The organism is Parasaccharibacter sp. TMW 2.1891 (assembly GCF_023337675.1).
In the GTDB taxonomy this organism is placed as follows: Bacteria; Pseudomonadota; Alphaproteobacteria; order Acetobacterales; family Acetobacteraceae; genus Bombella; species Bombella apis.
In genome coordinates, this window is the sequence record NZ_QORT01000001.1 from 269,753 (window position 1) to 289,100 (window position 19,348).

Annotated in this window: 25 protein-coding genes; 6 read left to right on the top strand and 19 right to left on the bottom strand. The window is 60.6% G+C overall.

What is annotated here, in order from left to right:
• Positions 1-14: 14 nt before the first annotated feature.
• The 7 genes from DTJ15_RS01175 to DTJ15_RS01205 are packed head-to-tail and all read right to left on the bottom strand — an operon-like array spanning position 15 to position 4,185.
• Positions 15-1,022 carry a hypothetical protein gene (locus DTJ15_RS01175; protein WP_249109238.1) on the bottom strand — a complete coding sequence of 336 codons (1,008 nt, stop codon included), beginning with the start codon at positions 1,020-1,022 and terminating at the stop codon, positions 15-17.
• Complete coding sequence (locus tag DTJ15_RS01180; RefSeq protein ID WP_156878805.1) at positions 1,009-1,149, bottom strand: hypothetical protein; 141 nt, start codon at positions 1,147-1,149, stop codon at positions 1,009-1,011. The genes DTJ15_RS01175 and DTJ15_RS01180 overlap by 14 nt, the downstream gene beginning before the upstream one ends.
• A complete protein-coding gene (locus DTJ15_RS01185) occupies positions 1,146-1,610 on the bottom strand; it encodes a phage tail assembly chaperone (protein WP_086431788.1) in 465 nt (154 codons plus the stop codon). Before DTJ15_RS01185 ends, DTJ15_RS01180 begins: the two co-directional genes overlap by 4 nt.
• Before the next feature lie 11 nt (positions 1,611-1,621).
• Positions 1,622-2,065, bottom strand: coding sequence for a phage tail fiber protein (locus tag DTJ15_RS01190; protein ID WP_081562632.1), 444 nt, complete (start codon positions 2,063-2,065; stop codon positions 1,622-1,624).
• Between the two features lie 3 nt (positions 2,066-2,068).
• Positions 2,069-3,238: a DUF3383 family protein gene (locus DTJ15_RS01195; protein WP_249109239.1), complete on the bottom strand. Its 1,170-nt coding sequence runs from the start codon at positions 3,236-3,238 to the stop codon at positions 2,069-2,071.
• Positions 3,239-3,268: 30 nt separating this feature from the next.
• Positions 3,269-3,850 carry an LIC_12616 family protein gene (locus DTJ15_RS01200; RefSeq protein WP_146046947.1) on the bottom strand — a complete coding sequence of 194 codons (582 nt, stop codon included), beginning with the start codon at positions 3,848-3,850 and terminating at the stop codon, positions 3,269-3,271.
• A complete protein-coding gene (locus DTJ15_RS01205; protein ID WP_043562126.1) occupies positions 3,796-4,185 on the bottom strand; it encodes a hypothetical protein in 390 nt (129 codons plus the stop codon). Before DTJ15_RS01205 ends, DTJ15_RS01200 begins: the two co-directional genes overlap by 55 nt.
• 137 nt (positions 4,186-4,322) lie before the next feature.
• Between DTJ15_RS01205 and DTJ15_RS01210 the strand changes: the two genes are divergently transcribed.
• On the top strand, positions 4,323-4,514 hold the full coding sequence (locus DTJ15_RS01210) for a hypothetical protein (RefSeq protein ID WP_043562128.1): 192 nt from the start codon (positions 4,323-4,325) through the stop codon (positions 4,512-4,514).
• 56 nt (positions 4,515-4,570) lie between these two features.
• On the opposite strand, the gene DTJ15_RS01215 is transcribed toward DTJ15_RS01210, so the two are convergent.
• From DTJ15_RS01215 to DTJ15_RS01240, 6 genes are all read right to left on the bottom strand, one after another.
• Positions 4,571-5,035 carry a DUF4054 domain-containing protein gene (locus DTJ15_RS01215; protein ID WP_248630321.1) on the bottom strand — a complete coding sequence of 155 codons (465 nt, stop codon included), beginning with the start codon at positions 5,033-5,035 and terminating at the stop codon, positions 4,571-4,573.
• Positions 5,036-5,102: 67 nt separating this feature from the next.
• A complete protein-coding gene (locus DTJ15_RS01220; RefSeq protein ID WP_249109240.1) occupies positions 5,103-5,516 on the bottom strand; it encodes a hypothetical protein in 414 nt (137 codons plus the stop codon).
• 3 nt (positions 5,517-5,519) lie between these two features.
• Positions 5,520-6,545, bottom strand: coding sequence for a hypothetical protein (locus DTJ15_RS01225; protein ID WP_052349250.1), 1,026 nt, complete (start codon positions 6,543-6,545; stop codon positions 5,520-5,522).
• Between the two features lie 56 nt (positions 6,546-6,601).
• Entirely contained in the window at positions 6,602-7,102 is a 501-nt protein-coding gene (locus tag DTJ15_RS01230) for a hypothetical protein (protein WP_081562629.1), read from the bottom strand.
• A 35-nt stretch (positions 7,103-7,137) separates the two neighbouring features.
• Positions 7,138-8,067: a DUF2213 domain-containing protein gene (locus DTJ15_RS01235; RefSeq protein ID WP_248630323.1), complete on the bottom strand. Its 930-nt coding sequence runs from the start codon at positions 8,065-8,067 to the stop codon at positions 7,138-7,140.
• On the bottom strand, positions 8,064-9,500 hold the full coding sequence (locus tag DTJ15_RS01240) for a DUF1073 domain-containing protein (protein WP_249109241.1): 1,437 nt from the start codon (positions 9,498-9,500) through the stop codon (positions 8,064-8,066). Before DTJ15_RS01240 ends, DTJ15_RS01235 begins: the two co-directional genes overlap by 4 nt.
• A gap of 36 nt (positions 9,501-9,536) precedes the next feature.
• Between DTJ15_RS01240 and DTJ15_RS09070 the strand changes: the two genes are divergently transcribed.
• A complete protein-coding gene (locus DTJ15_RS09070) occupies positions 9,537-9,668 on the top strand; it encodes a hypothetical protein (RefSeq protein WP_256462226.1) in 132 nt (43 codons plus the stop codon).
• A 12-nt stretch (positions 9,669-9,680) separates the two neighbouring features.
• On the opposite strand, the gene DTJ15_RS01245 is transcribed toward DTJ15_RS09070, so the two are convergent.
• From DTJ15_RS01245 to DTJ15_RS01260, 4 genes are all read right to left on the bottom strand, one after another.
• Positions 9,681-10,910, bottom strand: coding sequence for a PBSX family phage terminase large subunit (locus tag DTJ15_RS01245; protein WP_249109242.1), 1,230 nt, complete (start codon positions 10,908-10,910; stop codon positions 9,681-9,683).
• Between the two features lie 14 nt (positions 10,911-10,924).
• Positions 10,925-11,392: a hypothetical protein gene (locus DTJ15_RS01250; protein ID WP_143539806.1), complete on the bottom strand. Its 468-nt coding sequence runs from the start codon at positions 11,390-11,392 to the stop codon at positions 10,925-10,927.
• Positions 11,373-11,777 carry a hypothetical protein gene (locus DTJ15_RS01255; RefSeq protein WP_086431794.1) on the bottom strand — a complete coding sequence of 135 codons (405 nt, stop codon included), beginning with the start codon at positions 11,775-11,777 and terminating at the stop codon, positions 11,373-11,375. The genes DTJ15_RS01250 and DTJ15_RS01255 overlap by 20 nt, the downstream gene beginning before the upstream one ends.
• Before the next feature lie 299 nt (positions 11,778-12,076).
• Complete coding sequence (locus tag DTJ15_RS01260; protein WP_249109243.1) at positions 12,077-12,724, bottom strand: hypothetical protein; 648 nt, start codon at positions 12,722-12,724, stop codon at positions 12,077-12,079.
• A gap of 245 nt (positions 12,725-12,969) precedes the next feature.
• Here DTJ15_RS01260 and DTJ15_RS01265 point away from each other — a divergent pair, with 245 nt between their 5' ends.
• The 3 genes from DTJ15_RS01265 (at position 12,970) to DTJ15_RS01275 (ending at position 15,835) form a co-directional block, all read left to right on the top strand.
• Complete coding sequence (locus DTJ15_RS01265; protein ID WP_166651630.1) at positions 12,970-13,734, top strand: LexA family transcriptional regulator; 765 nt, start codon at positions 12,970-12,972, stop codon at positions 13,732-13,734.
• A gap of 95 nt (positions 13,735-13,829) precedes the next feature.
• Positions 13,830-14,882: a DNA polymerase IV gene (gene dinB / locus DTJ15_RS01270; RefSeq protein WP_249109245.1), complete on the top strand. Its 1,053-nt coding sequence runs from the start codon at positions 13,830-13,832 to the stop codon at positions 14,880-14,882.
• Between the two features lie 116 nt (positions 14,883-14,998).
• Positions 14,999-15,835 (top strand): aldo/keto reductase, encoded by an 837-nt coding sequence (locus tag DTJ15_RS01275; RefSeq protein ID WP_043561701.1) that lies wholly within the window; start codon positions 14,999-15,001, stop codon positions 15,833-15,835.
• Positions 15,836-15,900: 65 nt separating this feature from the next.
• On the opposite strand, the gene DTJ15_RS01280 is transcribed toward DTJ15_RS01275, so the two are convergent.
• Both DTJ15_RS01280 and DTJ15_RS01285 read right to left on the bottom strand, forming a co-directional pair.
• Positions 15,901-17,898 (bottom strand): type IIA DNA topoisomerase subunit B, encoded by a 1,998-nt coding sequence (locus DTJ15_RS01280; RefSeq protein ID WP_408902163.1) that lies wholly within the window; start codon positions 17,896-17,898, stop codon positions 15,901-15,903.
• A gap of 41 nt (positions 17,899-17,939) precedes the next feature.
• Entirely contained in the window at positions 17,940-18,476 is a 537-nt protein-coding gene (locus tag DTJ15_RS01285) for a hypothetical protein (protein ID WP_081562618.1), read from the bottom strand.
• Positions 18,477-18,737: 261 nt separating this feature from the next.
• Here DTJ15_RS01285 and DTJ15_RS01290 point away from each other — a divergent pair, with 261 nt between their 5' ends.
• Positions 18,738-19,346, top strand: a complete 609-nt coding sequence (locus DTJ15_RS01290; RefSeq protein ID WP_249109247.1) for a hypothetical protein — start codon at positions 18,738-18,740, stop codon at positions 19,344-19,346.
• Positions 19,347-19,348 lie beyond the last annotated feature (2 nt).

The following is a 19,348-nucleotide window of genomic DNA, read 5'->3' on the forward strand; positions in this document are numbered from 1 at the left end:
GCTCCAGAAAGAGATTATCCGGTCTGGGTGAGGGTCTGGCGGGCAAGGGCTTTTATGGTGCTGGCTTCCACGGCACGGGCAATGTCTTGCGGTCTGCCATGACCTGCCGTCACGGTGATGTTGATGGTCGGGCTGTGCGTGGTCGTGTTGTGGGTCGTGAGAGGGTGCGGTCGTGCTGCGGTTTCGACATGCCGGGCAAGGTGGGCAAGAGCTGGCCTTGCACCGGGAGTGGGCCTGCCCGGAATGGCGGGGGAACGGGAACCCGGTGCTGCAGGAAGCATCCGTGAGAGTGTCTGATCCGTACGGGCAAGGGTCAGGGACAGGCGATGCAGCCGCTCCTGGTCCTGCTGCGGCGTGGGTGAGACGTTCAGTTCCCGTGAGGCCGTGCCGGTCAGGTATGGGATGGACATGGCAGGCAGGAGCCTGCCCGGCTGGCGAGGAGGGGGTGTCTTCTGGCGTCCGGTTTCATCATGGGGTGAGGAGAGGCCTTCAGGAGCATGAAGGTTCAGGATGCTGCGGGCCGTCATCATGGCTGAAAAACCTTGCAGGAGGGGGCCGGGGTCCGCTCCCTCCCGTGTCGTATCAACCTGTCGTGCCTGGAGGTGAAGGACACGCTCCAGAGCCTGCTCTGCATTGTGGAGGGTTGGCTCCACGTCCTTCAGGGCCTGTCGGGCGGCAGGGGTGGACTGGGCCAGCAGGGTGGACCAGTCCCGCACGGTCTGTACCGCCGAGGGAGGCATGGGCTGGGGTGAAGGGGCTTTCGCTTCGGGAGTTGTGGCATCGCTCTGGCGGGCCGGTGGCTCCGGCGTTGGCATCATGGCGGGCAGAGGGCGTGCCATGACAGGGACATCTATTCCGTCTGTGTCCTGCTGTTTCAGACCAGTGAGTGATCGCCCCCCGGTGAAAAGGGCCAGTGCCCCCATGACATTCCGCCGGAAGGCTGCCGTGCCCTGTTTCAGGGGGAGATGGGTCGGGGGACGTATCAGGTCCGACTGGGCAATGAGTGTATCAAGAATGGCCATTCATGCGCTCCACGGCCGCAATTTCCCAGAGAAGCCACATGTCTTCGCTGTCATAGAGGGTTTTCAGCTCATGCAGTGTGGCCAGCCCCGCCCCGATGACAAAGGCCATCGGACTGGAGAGATTCACGCAGCGGGCGGGAGGTCCCCGTCCGGCTGTGTCTCCCTCAAGATGGCGATGAGGGGGTATATCTGGTAAATTGCGGCCTTGAAAAAATCCACGTTCAGCCGGAAGGCCTCTGCCCGCAAGGCAGGCAACGTGTTGGGGTCCGTTATGTCCGCCTCGATGAGCGGGGCAGGCTCAAGGGCCCGGTTCATGGGGTCCCGGCGGATTGTTACACAGTCCAGAAGGCCGGAGAAAGCCCGGTCACAGTCTTCATCGCTCATGTGCCCGAACAGGGCCATGCTCTGGCCGGAGAGACCGGCAATGCCGCTGTGCAGGGCCTCCCGTGGGGTGTTGGCTCCGGCACGGGCCAGGGCACGGACGACATGCCGTGCCCAGCGGTCCGCCGTGAAGGCCGACATGCGGGAAATGACAAAACATTTGCCTGCATCAGGGCCTTCGGCAGGGGTCCATTCGATGGTTTTCATGGTGGGTTGCCTTACAGCCCTGCCGGGAGGACATTTTCCCATGTGATGTTCACGGTCCGGTTGCCCAGCGTTGTATCCCCCGCCGGAACGGGGTCATAATCCGTCAGGCAGCCATTGGTGAAGGTGAAACGCTGTCCCAGCCCATGCAGCAGAAGCTCGCCGTTCAGTTCGTAGACTGTCCGGGCCTGCCGGGAGGCCGTGGCGATGGCATCGAAGACGGGAAGGGAGCGTGATCCGGCAGAGAAATGCAGGGCCATGTGATAGGCCGAAGGGACAAATCCCTTGTTGAGACGGCCATCAATGGAGAGGCTCGTCGTGGCCAGCTTCAGCTTCTGGGAGCCACTCCAGCCATGGTCGGTTGCCCAGTTCTCCAGCGTGATGGGCGCATTGAACAGGGTCTTGACCGTGAGGGTGAAAACGGCGTCAGCCGAGGTGATGAGCGCAGTGCGGGACATGACTTACTGGACCTCGATGGATGCAAGATGAATGGACTGGACGGACTGGCCATCCGTGTACCAGAAGCGGCACGGGGGACTTCTGCGGGCGGCCCGGATGTCGGCTGCGGCGGTGGAGGCATTGGGCTGGAAGTACCAGCCCCGGCTCTGCACCGTGTCGCTGATGGTGGTTCCGGCAGCCTGGTCGATCTGCTGTTTCTGAAGGGATGTCAGCTGGATTCCGGGGCGGATGGCCCCGAAGCGCAGGGCCTGGTTGATGGTGTCCTGCACGCTGGCTGAGATCAGCCCATCCCCGAGGCTGTCATACGGAATCTGCCCGGTCTGGAGCAGAAGCGTGGTCAGGGCGGACTGGAAGGACGCATTGAGCCATATCTGGTTGATGTAGCTGTCCGCCCAGAGGAAAGCCCCCGAGACATGCCCGTCCTCCAGCCACTGGAAGCGGCCCAGCCCGTTGGCATAGGCCCCGTAGAAATTGTAGCCATTGGCCCGGAGGGTGGCGGCTGTCGTGGCATCGGTCACGCTGGGGGTGAGCAGCCCGCTGCGGCGAAAGCAGAGCGTGGTGCGCCCGTCCGTTGCGCTGAAATCGAGCGAGGCCAGCCAGCCGAGACAGAAGGCGGCAGCTAGAGGGTCCTGATAGATCAGGGTGGTGCCATCAATGTTCCGGTTTTGCAACCATGTGCCGAAGCTGGCACTGTTCTGCGGGTTGAGGGCCTGCTCGTCCGTGTCCCATGGGACATACCAGTAACGGTCCGTCGTGCCGGCCACCCATGTGGCGAAGGCCTGTTTCTGTGTCAGGGTGGGTTCCCATGTGGTGGTGAAGCCGGTGAAAGCCTGATTCTGGCTGGTGATGAGGTCCATCAGGCTGGCAGGATCGGCCTGGTGGGCCGGGTCCGCCATATGGATCAGCAGGGTGGGCGGTATCTGGGCTGCATCGTCATGGCTGGCGAAATAAACGGCGGCCATGCGGGCTTCCGGGCTGTTGGCGGGGAAGTCTTTCGTCACGTCTGCCAGGGAGCCGTAGGATTTCAGCTGACCTGTACCGAGAGCGGCTGAATCCGAAGGGGTTGTGATGAGCAGCCCGTTCATGAAAGGAACGTCACTGGCGGTGCCGAGTGTGACGGGATTGATGCTGACAGTCTGGGCAAGAGGGATGGTGCCGGTCAGGGAGGCCATGATGGAGTGTCCTTGTCTGTGAAAAAGGAATCAGTGGTCGGCAGATGGGAGGGGAGTGGCCAGGGTGGCTTCCACCATGGAGGCCATGCCGAGGGCTGTGGCCGTCTCGGCCGGGCGTTTCAGGGTGGTCATGATGACGAGACGCAGTGTCAGGGTGGCGGAGGCCTCATACTGCTGTTCTGCACTGGTGAAGTCCTGCTGCGTGAGGGGCCCGGTGTCTATGGGGGCCATGTCAGGCCGTCTGTGGCGGAACCACGCCACGGTCCGCCGGTCCCGCCACAGGGTGCTGACACCGCCCAGAACCGTCAGGGATTCAGGCCCACGGGCGGTGAGCCGGATGGACAGTTCCACGGGCTGGGAGATGGTGACGCCTTCTTCATCATGGCCATGGCTGTTGGTGGCGAGCGGACGGCGTGTGGTTGGCTGCATGACGAGATGGCTGCCTGAAGGCATGGGCAGACGGTTCTGCTGGCCCTGGAAGAGGCCCCAGCCTTCAGGCAGAATTTCTGCTTTCAGCCAGTCTCCCAGCATCTGCATGACCGTGCTGTCTGTCGGGGTCAGCTGGAACTCTGCCGGCATGGAATCTGGCGGGTGACGATCAGGCGGCACCATTCATTGGCTCCCCATTGTTCGAGTATTTTCGTGACCAGCCATTCCGATCCTTCAAACAGGAGGCTGTCGCCCCCGCTCTGCAGAGGGCGACTGAGAGTATGGGCGCTGCCTTGCAGAAAGACGGTGCGGCTTTCTCCCTGCTGGGCGATGTCGCCAATGAGCTGGAGGAGAGTGGCCGGGGCGGGCTGGATGTCGATCAGCACAGGGATGTCCTCATGAAGCGGGGTCGTGCTGTAATCGGCGGCAATCTGGCTGCCTGTCATGCGGCGGAGAATGGCAGGCTGAAGCGGGTTGATGGTGGTTGTCACGCTGCTGGCGAGAGAGAAGAGATTCATGCTGTCTGGCCTTCCATCAGGTGGTGAAACCGGTCAGGCGGGACTGGATTGACGAAAGCGCATGACTGCGCCACCTTACGGCCAGTTCTGGCTGGTTGCGGATGCGTGTTCAGCCAGTGAGACAGGAGTAAGATCGTATGTATGGTGCTGTAACCGGCAAGGCCGTGCTGTTTGCCGTGGTGCTGATCCTGTGTCTGCTTTCTCTGACACGGACCATTTTCCTGATGATGCGGGCCGGTGATGGCAAGCGTATCACCTTCGGTACGCTGGTCCATCTCGTGGTGCCTTTCCTGTTCGCCTATGTTGTCTGGAAGCTGCTCTGGCACTGAGAGCGTCAGGTGATGATGGAAGACGGCTCACCCTTCTGGGGTGGGCCGTTTCCGTATCAGGGCCAGAGGTAGGCTGGATGTGCCTGGCCAGGCAGGAAGCGCATCTGGCGGAGGGGGGCCGTGGCCTGCCAGAAGATCAGTCCATACTGTGTCTGGCTGAACCACCCGGCCTGCCTTGGCAGGGCACTGCCATCCAGTGTGATGGAGACCGCCCCCCGTGTGGCGGAGGCGACCCGTCCGACTGGCGGTGCCGCTGGCGGGCTGCCGGTGGCCTCGCCAGACTGGGCTGGTGTTTCGGTGGCGAAGAGCTGCGCCTGATGCGCTACCAGCAGCCAGAGCAGCGTCCTGCGTCGTGTCATGTCCCGGACAGGGGAACGGCCCGTATTGTTGAGGATCAGTTCTGCCAGCTGGAAGAAGCTTTCCGCCTGCCCGGCACTGACATGCCCGACGAAGGCCGGATAGGCGGCGAGCCAGTCCTGATAGGAAAAGGTAACCTGCCCTGGGGGGGAGGAGTCCGTCATGGTGGCATTGTCTCCCGGTTGGAGGCCCGTGCCGTTGGGCTGGAGGGCATAAGGCACGGGCGGGTGGTCAGGCTGTTTTCTGCATGGGGGTGACACCTTCGGTCAGGGTGGTGTTGTCAGCCCCTTCCAGCCCCGTGCGGTCCTTGGCCAGTTCGGCCATGGCATTGTCGGCACGGGCGGGCGTGGTTTCGGCAAAGATGATCTTCCGGGTGATGAGGTCGCTCTGCCTGTTCTGTTCCAGCCAGGCTTTCCAGAAGTTGGTCGGCACGGTGGTCCGTCCTGCCCGCCCGAGCAGACGGTTTTCCACGGGATGGTAGAGCGGGTCCTGCCGGATGCCATTCAGCAGTATGGAGGACCGGGCCTGTGGCGGAGTCATGACGGGGGCCGTGGCCTGTGTCCGTTCGCTCAGGCTGGAGAGGTCATGCAGGTCGAGCCGGATGCCGGAAGGCAGACGGCAGAGGACGGTGACAGTATCGGCCATGGTTCAGATTCCTGTCATGGTGACGCAGGCCACCGGGTAGAACCAGATGGTTCCCCATGTGCCCTGGGATTTTTTCTGGCGGATGTAGGAGCTGTAGCGTTCGACCGCATGGGCACGCAGCTTCTCGGTAAAGGCGGTGGTGACACTTTCCTGCCCGTCCACCTCCCGCAGGAAGAGCTGCATCTGCGTGACCTTGCTGAGACCACCAGACAGCGTACTGCCGGCTTCCGGCAGGGTCTCGATCTTCAGGTTGGGCAGGTTCTCCCGCAGCAGTTCACGAAGGGAGACACGGAACTGGTTCGTGTACAGCAGGCACTGCTGCCGCTCCGTCGGAATGACGAGGGTCAGGGGGCTTTCCAGCGTGACATTTCCGCCCATCTGTTCGGAAAGCTGCTGGAAGGCCTTGAGAATGTCGGCATAGACCTGCATCGGGTCGGTCATGCTCAGCCAGTCGCTGCTGCCCGTTGCCGCTCCGGAAGGAGCAATCTTCGGGGTGGGCTGGATGGCCGGTGGCAGGGCCGTGTCATTGAGGGCACCACGCAGCTGGAGACCTTCCATTCCGAAGAGGCTGATGCGGTTGCTCGTCTTGTTCAGGATGGAGATGGACGCCTCATTCTTGCGGGAGACCCAGTCCAGCCGTGCCGCCCCCATGCGTTCCGCCTCCCGTTCTCCCCAGCGGGTCCATGTCTGGAAATGGAAGGACTGCCTCTGCACCCAGTTGGCGTTGACGTCACTGTCCCCGGAGCTGTCATAGTCCCCGTAGGAAGCTGTCTGGCCGGAAAGTTCGACAAAGGGGAATTGTGCCGTGTCCGTCAGCCAGTCGCCTTTCTGGCCCTGGCCATAGATGGCCTCGGCCCGGATGGGTGTGATGAGAGCCTTGATGGTGCGAGGGTCGGCATAGGTGGAAAAGATGGACGGAATGCCGGAATTGGGAGCCGTCACGGCGCTGTCGAAGGCCATGGCGTGGTCAAGCACGCCATGAATGCCGAAGTCACGTTTCAGCATGGCGGAAGAAATGGAGTGGGGCATGGTGATACCTTGCTTGTGGTCGGGAGCGGAGAAGGGGCGGGCGGGTTGAAGAGGGGTCAGGCCGTCATGGGGTGCATGGGGCCGGAAATGATGATCGGTTCTCCCGCACTGCCGCCACGGGAGACCGTCCAGCCTGTGGCCACGGTTCCCTGCGGTGTGTTGCCTGCCGGGGCCGTCTGGAGGCTGCCGTCACCTGTGGAGGCATAGACGGCCTGTCCCGCCGTGGCTGCCGTGCTGGCCACGGCCCAGAAGTCTCCGCCCTCAGCAAGGCTGGCCATGAAGCCCTGCGGCAGGGTCATGGTGGCGGACTGGAGATACTGTGTCGTCAGCCCCTGCTGCGAACGGTAGAGGAAGCCCGCCGGGGTGGTGGTGCCGGTGTGGCTCAGGCTCACGCCGTCTTCATGACGCCAGACGAAACGGGCAATGGTCAGCCCGCCCTCTCTGGCGATGAATCCGCCTTCCGGGGCGATGGCCGTGCGGATGGGGTTGGCACTGGCCGGGGCTCCGGGAAAACCCTGCGGCCATGTGTAGGAGACAGTCTGCTGGAAATCGGACATGGATGTGCTTTCTGTAAATCTGGGCAGGGATGGGGTCAGTAACGGCGTGGGGCCGTATACCCGGTGGCGGTTTCATCAGCGGCAGGAGCGTGCGTGATGGGTGGAGTCATGGCCTCCAGACGGGTCTGGACGAGGGCATGAAGACCGGCCTGATTGATGGCGGCGAGACTGTCCGCTGCCATGCCGGACTGCCGGAGGGCATAGCGGTAGACGTCATCGGCACTTTCCATGCCATGAACCTCTCCGACCAGGGGGCGGACAAGGCGGCGTGCCTCCTCCGTGGCCTGGCGCAGGGCACGGTCGGCGGAAAGGGCCTTCTGGATGGCCTCGTTCAGGGCAGATTCCGCCTCTTCATGGTGGGGTACCTCGGCGGTGGGCGTGTCGTCTTTCCGTGTCATGGTGGTGGCTGCTTTCCCTGTGGCTGAAGAATCATGGACCAGCACGTCAGGGCCGGCCCGTCCTTTTGTTACGAGAGCAATATGGTTTCCCCGGATGTTGACCATGCGTCCGTCATAGGGCTGGCCCTCATGGGTGCCCGGTGTCATGTCCGCCTCATAGGCGTAGCCGCAGGATAGTTCCTTCTGGTCACCGGACTGGATGCGGGTGATGGCAGGACCATCAAAGATGACCATGCCGACCGTCAGGTAGGGGCTTTCGAAGCGGGCATTGTCCATGGTGGAGCCGACCGTCAGTTCCCTTGGGTGGGCATCCGCACTGGTGGGGACGTGTTCCTCCAGAACAGGCAGGGAGTTGAAACTGTCTGCCGCCTTTTCCAGTTCTTTCGGGTCCCGCAGGAGGCGGTAGGACTGGTCCGGGTTCAGGCCCAGCCGGGCATGGTCGGGAATTTCCCGCCCCTGATAGAGGCAGATGTTGGCCTTGCTGATGGGGGTCCGTTCCACACGGAGGCGTCCGTTGTCATCAAAACTGCGGACGGACCCGGTGCGGTCATAGGCGAGAATGGTCATGAGGCCTCGGATGGCTGTGGTTGTGTGGTCTGCTGCCAGAGGGGCTTGAAGGTGATCTCCAGTGCAGGGTCGGTGTCTCCCCAGAGGTTGAGCTGGATCAGGGTGAGCAGGCGGCTCAGCACGGGCCGCATGTGGGCTTCCTGAAAGGCGGCGATCTCATCGTAGAACACCCTGATTTCTCCAGCGGAGGAGGCGTTCAGCCCGTTGGGGGTGATGCCGAAGAGCTTTACGAGCGGTATGCCGGGTATGGAGGCCATGGCTTCCATGGCCTGGGACTGGAGGTCGGCAAGCCCTGTCAGGGGTGTGGCCACGATGGATACATCCTCGTTCTGCCGGTCGGCCACGATGATGTCCTGTCCTTCGGAAATTTTCTGCATGAAGGAGGCCCGCCCCGTGATGGAGGCTGTCGGGTCGGCCTCGTCGCTGGTGCCGGTGGCCATCAGGCCGCCCATGTCGGTCTTCAGGACAAGCCTGGAGAAATTGGTCGTGATGTTGCTGATGCTGTTGCGGGTCCGCAGGAAGTTGTGGACATAGGGGCGCAGCTGCTGTGTCAGGCTCATCCCGCCGAAATTGAATGACGGTTTGAAGAGGTCGGATACGCCATAAGGCACCATGCTGATGAGCCTGTCCCGATGGACAAGGCTACCCTGCACCCACCAGTTGCGGGGCCGGTAATAGTCATCCTGCAGGGGAGAGTCGGCATTGTAGGCGTTGGGCGTGGTCCAGACCGGTTCGATGTTTTTCAGCCCGGCTAGAGTTCCCCTGCGGACCCCGTGGGGGGTGAGGGGCAGCGGGAGTGTCTGCCCATAGGTCGTGCGGGGCGTGTCAGCCATGTTGAGCCAGATATGGCCGATGCCGTAGAGCAGGCTGTCTAGAATCTGCTGGTGCAGAAGCTCGCGGACATTCAGCCGTTTCATCTCCACATCCAGCGCATGAAGGCGGGCTGCGGGATCCGACGGAAGAGCCGGAGAGGGATGGTCTGGGTTGTGCGTGCTGAGGCTGATCCATTCCCGTGTGGCTTCCCGTGCGATGACATCACAGGGTTTGCGGAACTCCGCCCGCTGGGCCATCTGGGCGAGGGTCGGATACCCCAGAAAACCAAGCCCGTCGGCCATCCATGATGGCTGGGCTGCCGTCTGTCCCATGGCCCAGCAGGCCATGTCCATCATGGCCGTGGGGGCAGAATCCATGCCGGGCTGGTCATGCCCTTCCGGCACGACGCCCGGTGGTGGCCGGTAGGGGGCGAATGGCGTGGCCGTCGTCCTGTCATCGGGGGCAGGGATGGTGTGGGAGGCCCGCCACAGACGGGTCAGCCAGTGGGGGCTTGTCTTTCCGGCTGTACTGGTGTGACGTGGGGCGGCGGGTTCCTGCCGGGGGCGTGCGGTTGTTGTGGGCTGTTTTTCAAACAGACGGGTGAGAGAAAAACCGGGCATGGGCAAGGCCTATCTGTAACGGAAAGGAAACGTGTCATGAGATGGATCGACTGGAAGGCATCATCACAGCGTATTGCCGGACGGATGCTTCTGTTGGCCCTTCTGGGTGGGCTGATACTGGGGGGAGCCGTAGGGGGATGGCTGGTCTGGGCACTGGGTCATCCGTGAGAGCCATGTCCATCAGGTAGGTGGTGCAAACCGTGAGAAATCCGGCAGGGGGGACTGGTTGGTGATGAGGCCATCCAGAGCGTAACGCAGGGCGTCGATGTAATGGTTGTTCGCATCTTCCACCTGCGGGAGGACATCGCCTGTCAGCGGGTCCGACCTGTAACGGTAGAGGCGGAACTCACGGACTGTCTGCTGGCAGCGGGGATGGATGCGGATGGACCGGAAGGAGCGCAGCCTCTCGATGCCATCCTGTACGCTTCCGGGCCATTTTCGGGCGGCACTGATGCGGAAATGATGGCGGGTGCGAAGGTAACTGATCGTTTCCGGCCGGGCACCGTCTGCCCGGATGGGCCAGTGGCGGATGCCCGGTATTCTGTCGAACAGGGCAGGCAGGTGGTCCAGTGAAATGTGGGTGCCGCCTGCCTCATGGTCGATATGGAGGATGTCCTCGTGAATGAAGCAGCGTATGACGGCTGTGGGGTCCCGTGAGAAGCCCCAGTCCACTCCAAAATGGAAGCGGCAGCTGCTGGGGGGCCGGAACTCTTCAACCGTGATGCGGTCGGGGAAGATGAGGGCTTCGTGATGCAGCTGATAGCCTCCCTCCCAGATATGGCCATAGTCCTGTGGTCGCAGATGTTGATCCCGTTTTCGTTCCTGGTCCAGAACATTTGGGAACCACGGATTGTCTGACCAGTTCGCCCGGATCGTGATGAAGGAGGGGTCACCTTCCGTGGCAGGATCACGCATGAAGGCATCCACAGGGTCGGAGGGATGATTGGGATTCCAGCTGAACCAGAGTTCGGAACCGGGCTGGCGGATGGTCGGGCGCAGGAGTTTCAGGGACCTAGCCGAGAGGGACTGCGCTTCCTCCACCCAGGCGATGTTCATTCCTTCCAGGGATTTTATGGTTTCGGCATTGTGGGACTGCATCCCCTGGAAGAGGATGACACCGCCGCCGGGTGTACGGATTTCCCTGTCCAAAACTGTGAAGAGGTGGGACAGGTTCAGGCGTGCGATGGTGTCCCGGAGCAGCTGGTGAACGGAAACAGTCAGGGATTTCTGGATTTCCCGGATGCAGACCGCCCTCAACCCGGGGCGCAGTGTGGCCTGTTCGATCAGCATTCCGGCAAAGAAACAGGACTTCCCGGAACCTCGTCCTCCCCAGATGCCTTTATAGCGGGCAGGCTGTAGAAGGGGCGCAAAGGCCCGGGGTGTCATGATGGTGACCCGGTCTGTTGTCATGAGGCCCCTGCATTTTATTGCGGTGATGTGTCCGGTGGTGTTGTGCCCGGAGCAGCGGGATCAATGATGAGCCGCTGGATGGTGTGTACGGGGCCGCCATCATGCCCGGCATGTTCCATGGTCTGCCGGTCGCCATACCGCTTTGGGGCACGGCGGGCCATGATCCAGCGGAGCATGTCGAACCTCAGCTTGTGGAAATTGACCGTGGCCGCATCAGCTTTTTCTGGCATGGCCCTGATATGGGAGAGGATGGTGCTTTCCAGACTGTCGGCAGACAGTTCCCGTGCCCGGCGATAACGGGGCAGGAGGGCCGGATGTTTCTGGAGCCAACGATAGAAGCTGCGCAGGGTGGGGCGCTGTGCGCCGGAGCAGATGTCATGCAGGGGAGTGCCGAGCATGAGGTCTTCCATCATTTCATCAAAGAGTTTCTGCGAGAAGGAGACAGGCTTTTTGCGGGGCGTGTCATGAGACATGGGTTGCATGAAGGCGGTTGCGGGCATGTCTGCCAGAGAAGAAGGGTAGCCTGTCACTTTCCAGAGCGTTGACCTGCAGTTCCCGGTGTGTCCGGAGGCGGAGCTGGGTGAGGGTGAAGGCGGAGAGACTTGCAGGCTGGGGGGTGACGGCCTGACGCTGCTTGAGGAAGGGAATGGCCCTGACGACCGCATTTTGTTTCAGTCCCAGAATGAGTTCATCCCTCCATGTCAGAGGAATGTCGGCCCTGTGTGTCAGGGCTGGAGCTTCGTGGATCGGGCAGAGAACAAGACTGTTGCCCTCTTCGGCAAGAACGGTGCAGAGGCCGCGTCTGGTCAGAACGATGCGGCCGCGGCCGAGCGGCTGCCCGGCGGGGGAGGAAGGCATGTGAGCCATGGAAGAAAGTCCGTTTTTAATGAATGCAGGTGCCGGGCATGGAAGCCGGATCATGCATGTCCGGCAGGATGGGCCTCGGTGGTGCAGTGGAGGTGGATCATGGCGCATGGGGTCGCACCGCCGGGAAGGGCGGTGGTTTGCGGAATCCATCCTGAAGGGAAAGAAAAGCTGTCTGTCTTGGAACAGCAGTCATGAAAAAAGCCGTACACCCCTCTGGGCGCACGGCTCGTGATGATGTCCTTTTTATAGGCTAAAGCGGGTAAGCTGTCAACAGGAAAAAAGCAATCCGGGTGCCATGGTCAGTTGCGGAGTTCCGCAGCCGTGATCTTCCGGGGTCTGTTCAGGATGATCTCGCCATGCCGGATGATCTTCTCAAGACCTTCAGGGGCCAGATGATAGCGTCTGGACAGGGTCATCATGTCGAGCCCTTTGCGATGTTCCCGGGCAATGGTGACAGCCTGTCTGGCTTTTTCGCGTCTCTGTCCCTGCCAGAAGGCGGCCAGCATTTCCAGTGTGGCGGCGCACTCTTCCGAAGCCTTTTTGCGGGCACTGTCCGGGTGCAGATCGGGATAGAGTTTGGAGCCGAGGGAAGAAAAGGACCAGCCGAGTCCCAGCATGTTCACGAGCAGCTGGTGTCGGGCCCGTCCCGCATGGCGGCGGAAGGCGTTCAGCCGCCCCCAGGCTTTGCCCTGCAATGCATTGAAGGTGAAGACATTCCCCGCCTGTGCGGGGGCGCCGCCATTTTTCATGATGTCGAGATAGCCGTGTTCGGCCAGCATCCAGTCCTTGACCCACTGTTCTGCTTCAGAAATGACATCAGCAGTCAGACGTGAGGAGAGGGCACCAAGAGTGTTGGCACGGCGGCGCCTGCGGCCGATGATTTCATAATCGGGCTTGCGGGTCCGCTCCCGGGTCGGGGTGGTCGTGATGTGCGTGATGCGAGACAAAGGAATTCTCCCGGAAAACTGCGTTATGGTCCGTCATGGGGCATGGCCCCATGACAATCAGGTCATATGGAGAGGATGAAAGCAGTGAGGGTATTTCTTCCTTGGCAGATTGAGTGTCGGAGAGCCTCCTGTAAGGAATTGCTCTGAGGATGCGGGGATATACCCTTAACTGTCAAGAAAAATTAACAGGACCTAGGGTGTCCCCTGTCTGGACATACGCAGGAAAGAGGGATAATCCCCGTACCATGTCTATTGAATCGTTGTTGTCGCATCTGGATTCCCTTCTGGCGGCCCAGGGATTGTCCGACAGGCGGGCCTGTCTGAAAGCCCGTGAGATCAATCCTGCTGTTGGTGTGGATTTTTTGCGGGACATGCGTCGGCGCAAACATCTCCCCCGTACGGACAAACTGGCAGCCCTGGCCCAGGTGCTGGGTGTGCCGGTTGGTCCGCTGGTAGCAGAGATCAGCAGGTCTGAAGAGCAGAAGACAGTCGAACAGCCAGCGCCGTCTCCTAATCTGCCTGTTTCGCAGGTGCAGGTCTGTGGTGAGGTGCAGGCCGGGGTCTGGAAGGAGGCACATGAATGGCCTCTTCCAGACCAGTATGCGATCACCATTCCTTACGATGCAGCCTATCCCGGTCTGAAGCGATACGGGTTGATGGTGAAGGGGCAGTCCATGAACCGTGTGTTTCAGGATGGTTCGGTGGTTATCGTCATCAATTTTTCCGAGCTGGGACGCCGGCCCCGTAATGGGGATTATGTGGTCGCCATGCAACGTTCCAGAGTGTCGGATGGTTTCGAGGCCACCATAAAGGCGGTTCAGGTCAAGGAAAGCGGACAGATGGTTCTCTGGCCCCAGAGTACCGAGCCGGAGTTTCAGTCACCGATCATCCTGCCTGCACCGGGTGATACGGTCTGCCACAGCGCTGCTGAGAGCCCGGATGTAACCATCCTTGCGCTGGTTGTCGGCAGTTATGTGCCGATGCCAACGGCATCTTTTCAGGGATCGTGAGAGGGGCTGAGGCAGGCATGTCCCATCCGGCGGGGTTGGAAAGGGTGAAAGAGGGTAGGGCTGATGACGCTGCGAGGCGGATCCTGCATGTGGACATGGATGCGTTTTATGCTTCCATCGAGCAGCGAGACAATCCGGCTTTACGCGGCAGGCCAGTGGCTGTGGGGCGTGGGTCGGGTAGAGGTGTCGTGGCCGCTGCCAGCTATGAGGCCCGTGTCTTTGGTGTACGTTCCGCTTTGCCCTCGCACATGGCACTGGAACGTTGTCCGGAGCTGATCTTCGTTCCTCCCCGTTTTGACGTCTATCGTGCTGTCTCGGCTCAGATTCATGCCATTTTCCGGCATTATACGGCGCTCATACAGCCGCTGGCGCTGGATGAGGCCTATCTGGATGTTACGGAACAGTGGCCTCCTTATGGATCTGCTACAGCCGTTGCTGAAGCCATCCGGCGGGATATTCGGCAGCAGACAGGGCTGACGGCCTCAGCGGGGGTATCGTATAACCGTTTTCTGGCCAAACTGGCTTCGGGGCAGCGAAAGCCCGACGGGCTTTTTGTGATTTCCCCCCGGCAGGGTGCTGCTTTCGTGGCGGATCTGCCTGTGGAGAAATTCCATGGTGTGGGGCCGGCGACCACGCGGCGGATGCATGGTCTGGGAATCCACACGGGAGCGGACCTCAGAAAATGGACAGTGCCGGAGTTGAGGCGGCATTTTGGCAGTTCAGCCCAGTTCTATCATGATATCGCCAGAGGTCAGGATCATCGCCCGGTAGAGGTCAACCGGCCCAGGAAGTCATTGGGAACGGAGACAACCTTTCCGCATGACGTGGCTGAATGGGGCAGGCTGGCAGCGACGTTGAAAGCGATTGTCAGCAAACTGGCTTCTGGCTGTGCGCAGAAGCGCCTTGCCGGACGGACCGTTACGCTCAAGTTGCGCTATGCCGGATTTCATACGGTAACCCGGGCTCGCTCAATGGCTTTCCCTGCCGCCGATGAGTGCGTATTGCTGCCAGTGGCTCTGGAAATTCTGCGCAGTTTCTTTCCGCTGGACCGGCCAGTGCGACTGCTGGGACTGACCATTTCCTCGCTGGTGTCGTATGAGGACCGTTCCCTGCCGGTACAGATGGGTCTGTTTGAGCAGACTGTCTGATTTCCCGGGAGTGCATGGAGAATGGCTTGCCTGATCTTTCGGGAAGAGCGAGGATGAATGAACCGGCGGCACTGGCTGGTGGTCAGTGCCGTGTCGCCCAGAATCAGGGAGGGAACATGAGTGATTTTCCCAAGGATGCTGCATCCTGTGTACAGCTGAATGATGGTCATGCCATGCCGTGGATCGGGCTTGGTGTTTGGGAAACACCGCCTGATGAAACAGCTGATGTTGTCAGAACAGCCATAGAGCTGGGCTACAGGGCCGTGGATACGGCCCGGCTGTATCGCAATGAGGCGGGAGTTGGCGAGGGGCTGAAAGGGCACCCCGCCATGTTTGTCACAACCAAGGTCTGGAATGACGAGCAGGGTTATGATTCGACCCTGAAAGCTTTTGATGAGAGTGCCCGTCTGCTGCAGCGTGATGTGGTGGATCTCTACCTCATTCATTGGGCAATGCCGCAGCAGGGACTGTATGTGGAGACGTGGAAGGCTCTGATCGACCTGCAGAAACAGGGGCGTGTCCGGTCTATCGGCGTGTCCAATTTTGAGAAAGATCACCTCCAGCGAATCATGGATGAGACAGGTGTTGTGCCTGCCGTCAATCAGATCGAGATTCATCCTTTCTTCCAGCAGGAGGAGTTGCGGGCTTTTCATAAAAGCGTGGGAATTCAGACCGAAGCGTGGCGTCCTCTGGGCAAGGGGACTGTACTGAACAACGAGCTGATTGGTGATATTGCCAGACGCCACGGCAAAAGCCCGGCACAGGTGATTCTGCGCTGGCACCTCCAGAATGGGGTGATCGTGATTCCCAAATCAGTTCATCGGGAGCGCATGGCAGAGAATCTGGACCTGTTCGATTTTGTCCTGCCCGAGCAGGAGATGGCGGCGATCGCCACGCTCCATAGGGCGGATGGCCGCATGGGAGAGAATCCGGCGAATCCGGTATTCGGCTGACATGGAAAAGGCGCATCCTGTTTGTGGGATGCGCCTTTTCCTGTTTCCGGGGATGCTCGGGCGTGTCAGATATCGAGAAGATTGACCGACTGGGCCTGCTCCTGAATGAACTGGAAGCGCAGTTCAGGCTTGCGGCCCATGAGGCTCTCGATCCGTCTGCGGGTCATCAGGTTGTCTTCTGTCGGGACGGTTACACGCAGGAGTGTGCGGCGTGCAGGGGACATGGTGGTTTCCTTGAGGTCGGAAACCGGCATTTCCCCCAGCCCTTTGAAGCGTGAAATTTCAACTTTGGCATTGGGCTTGAAGTCCGTCTTCAACCTGCGGTCACGGTCGAGGTCGTTCATGGCGTAGACGGTCTTGCTGCCATGAGTGAGCCGGTAGAGTGGTGGCTGTGCCAGGTAGAGGTGCCCCTGCCGGACGAGGTCCGGCATCTCCCGGAAGAAGAAGGTCATCAGCAGGGAGGCGATATGGGCGCCATCCACGTCAGCATCTGTCATGATGATGATGCGGCCATAGCGCAGTTTTTCAAGGTCGAGAGTCTTGCCAAAGCCACAGCCAAGTGCCTCGATCAGGTCTTTCAGCTCCGTATTGGCCAGCAGTTTTTCCTGTGTGGCAGAGGCGACATTGAGTATCTTGCCCCGCAGGGGCAGAACGGCCTGTGTTTCCCTGTCACGGGCCTGACGGGCAGACCCCCCGGCTGATTCGCCTTCCACGAGAAAGATCTCCGTCTCATGGGCATTGCTGCGGGAGCAGTCTGTCAGCTTGCCGGGCAGACGCAGGCGTTTTGTCGCCGTTTTGCGGGTTGTTTCACGGGCTTCACGGCGGCGCAGGCGTTCTTCTGCCCGTTCGACCATATAGCCGACCAGACTGTCAGCCTGCTGGGGATTGCCCCCCAGCCAGTGGTCGATCCGGTCCCGCAGGGCACCTTCCACGAGGCGGCTGGCCTCCTGTGTGGTCAGCCTGTCCTTTGTCTGTCCCTGGAATTGTGGGTTGCGGATGAAAACGGACAGACGGGCATTGATGGTGCCCAGCACATCTTCCGCCGTGATGGTGCTGGAACGGCGAATCTTGCGCTGGTCCCCCCAGTTGCGGAAGCCTTTGACGAGTGCCGCCCGCAGGCCGTTCTCATGGGTGCCACCCTGCGGTGTGGGAATGGTGTTGCAGTAGGAAATGAGAGCGCTGTTTCCCTGGTCGAGAAAGGCAACAGCCCACTCGACACGCCCACCGGGTTGGCCATCGGCAGCCACAGGCAGCTCAGCCTCACCAGCCCAGAGGGGGGTAAGCAGGGCAGGTGAGGGACCAAGATCAGCCGTCAGGGCATCTTCCAGACCATTTGGATAGGCGATGACAGCTTCGGCTGGTGGAGCATTGTCCCCTTTCAGAAGTTCCGGGGCACAGGACCATGTGATGCTGACCCCCCGGAACAGCGCTGCCTTGATCTGGCACTGGCGGTACAGGCGGGCCGGGGAGAAATGCAGGGAGCCGAAAATGTCACTGTCCGGGGTGAAACGCACCATCGTGCCACGCCGGATGGCAGGTTTTGTGCTTTCCAGCGTACTGGTTGGCAGACCACGGGAGAAAGTCTGTCGCCATCCCTTGCGGTTGCGGTAGACCTCGACTTCCAGATGGGAGGCCAGTGCGTTGACGACAGAGCTGCCCACACCATGCAGACCGCCTGATGTGGCATAGGATTTGCCAGAGAATTTCCCCCCTGCATGGAGCGTGGTGAAAATGACCTCAAGGGCTGATTTTTTCGGGAAGCGGGGATGGGGGTCAGTCGGAATCCCACGGCCATTGTCACGGACCATCAGGGTGTGGGCGTCTTCCAGACAGACCTCGATGGTCGTGGCATGACCCGCCACGGCTTCATCCATGGCGTTGTCAATGATTTCGGAAGCAAGATGGTGGTAGGCCGCATCGTCCGTACCCCCGATATACATGCCAGGGCGACGGCGTACCGGCTCCAGCCCTTCAAGGACCTCAATGGCCCCGGCATCATACTGTTCAGCTGGCTGTACATGGGAGGGGGCAGGTGTGGAACCCTGCTCGAACATATCGGCCATCCTGTGATCCTGTCTGTCGGGGCGTGGGGAGGGGCGGGAGGTCAGCCCCGGCGCCTGCGGCGGCTCGTGGCCCGGTGGGGAGGCTGGGGTGCCGTGCAGCTTTCGTAGGAAGAAGGCTGAACAATATCCTTGGCCTCGGCATAATGGGCGAGGTCGCTGTTCGAATCGTCCAGCGCCTCGATCTCGTCATACATCGGCACACGTTGGGCACAGAAGGCCGTACCGGACTTCAGCCCCCCCAAGGACTGCACATCCGCCAGCTGCGTGATGTAATCATCATGTTTTTTCTGCGCCTGGCGGCCAAATGTCCGGTGGAAATAGGAATCCAGCCGTCTTTCCGATTCTGTCAGGATGGGGCGGAAGCGTGTGATGAACTGGTTGTAACGGTCCTGCGTCTGGCAGGAGAGAGCCGTCACCATGAGTTCCGATTTCAGACCAGCCAGATTGAAGGCTGAATGGTCTTCTGCCGAAGAGTGGCAGGCTGCTGCCCATGAGGCAGGGGCAATGGCAAAAAAAGCCGCAGTGGCAAGGGCCAGTCCAGTCCTGGAGAAGGACAGGCCGTAGGACAGAAGAGACATATGAAAACTCCCGCTGACAGGTTCTCTGCCTATATCATGGTCATTTGGGAAAGTCTGCCCTGAGACGGGCAATTCTTTGGTGGATATGGCCGTGTAATGATGAAGGAAACGTTAAACATAACTGACAGAGAAAGAAATATGGAAGACCTCATTCTCATGATGGTGCTGAAAGCGTATCGTGCGTTCTGAAAACTGGCGGATTGCGGGCAGGGGCCTGGATGCGCCTTTTTTATCTGTTTTTAGTTTTCTCTGGAGTGGACTGTGCAGCAGAGCAGTTTTCTAGTGCGGGCAGGGGTTGTCGGTGCAACTCTTCTGGCCCTTGGCGGGTGTGTCGGCCAGCAGTCAAGGGGGCCGAGTGGCATCGAGATTCCTCCCAATCCTTTTGCCAACGAGAAGCGGGCTGCTCATTGTGAGGTATCGCCTGTGCAGACAGACGCCACGGGCCGCATGAGTGTGAGCATGACGGTCAGCGCTGGTGATGGCGGTACCTGCCCGTTTTCCATCAGCAAAGGGGGTGGAGGCAGTTACGTGTCTTTTGGTGTGGTTCCTCCGCCGAAGAATGGCAGGGCCTTTCTGTATAATTATGATAACCGCACATATGTGGAATACACCCCTGCGGCGGATTACAAGGGGGCTGACGGCTTCACCGTGGAGTTGATTCCTGCCCATGCACAGCCACGCCGTCAGCTTCAGGTCCGTGTGCAGGTCGAGCCGGCTGTCGTTGCAGCTGCCCCTGCCCCCTCTGAGGAACCGGGCAAGAAGATGGCCGAATCAACTGAGAAAAAGACGCCTCAGGCTGTCCATCATGCGACCTCCCGAACGGTGCATCATGCCGTCAGCAGGCACGCTCCGGCAGCCAAGACGAAGTAACA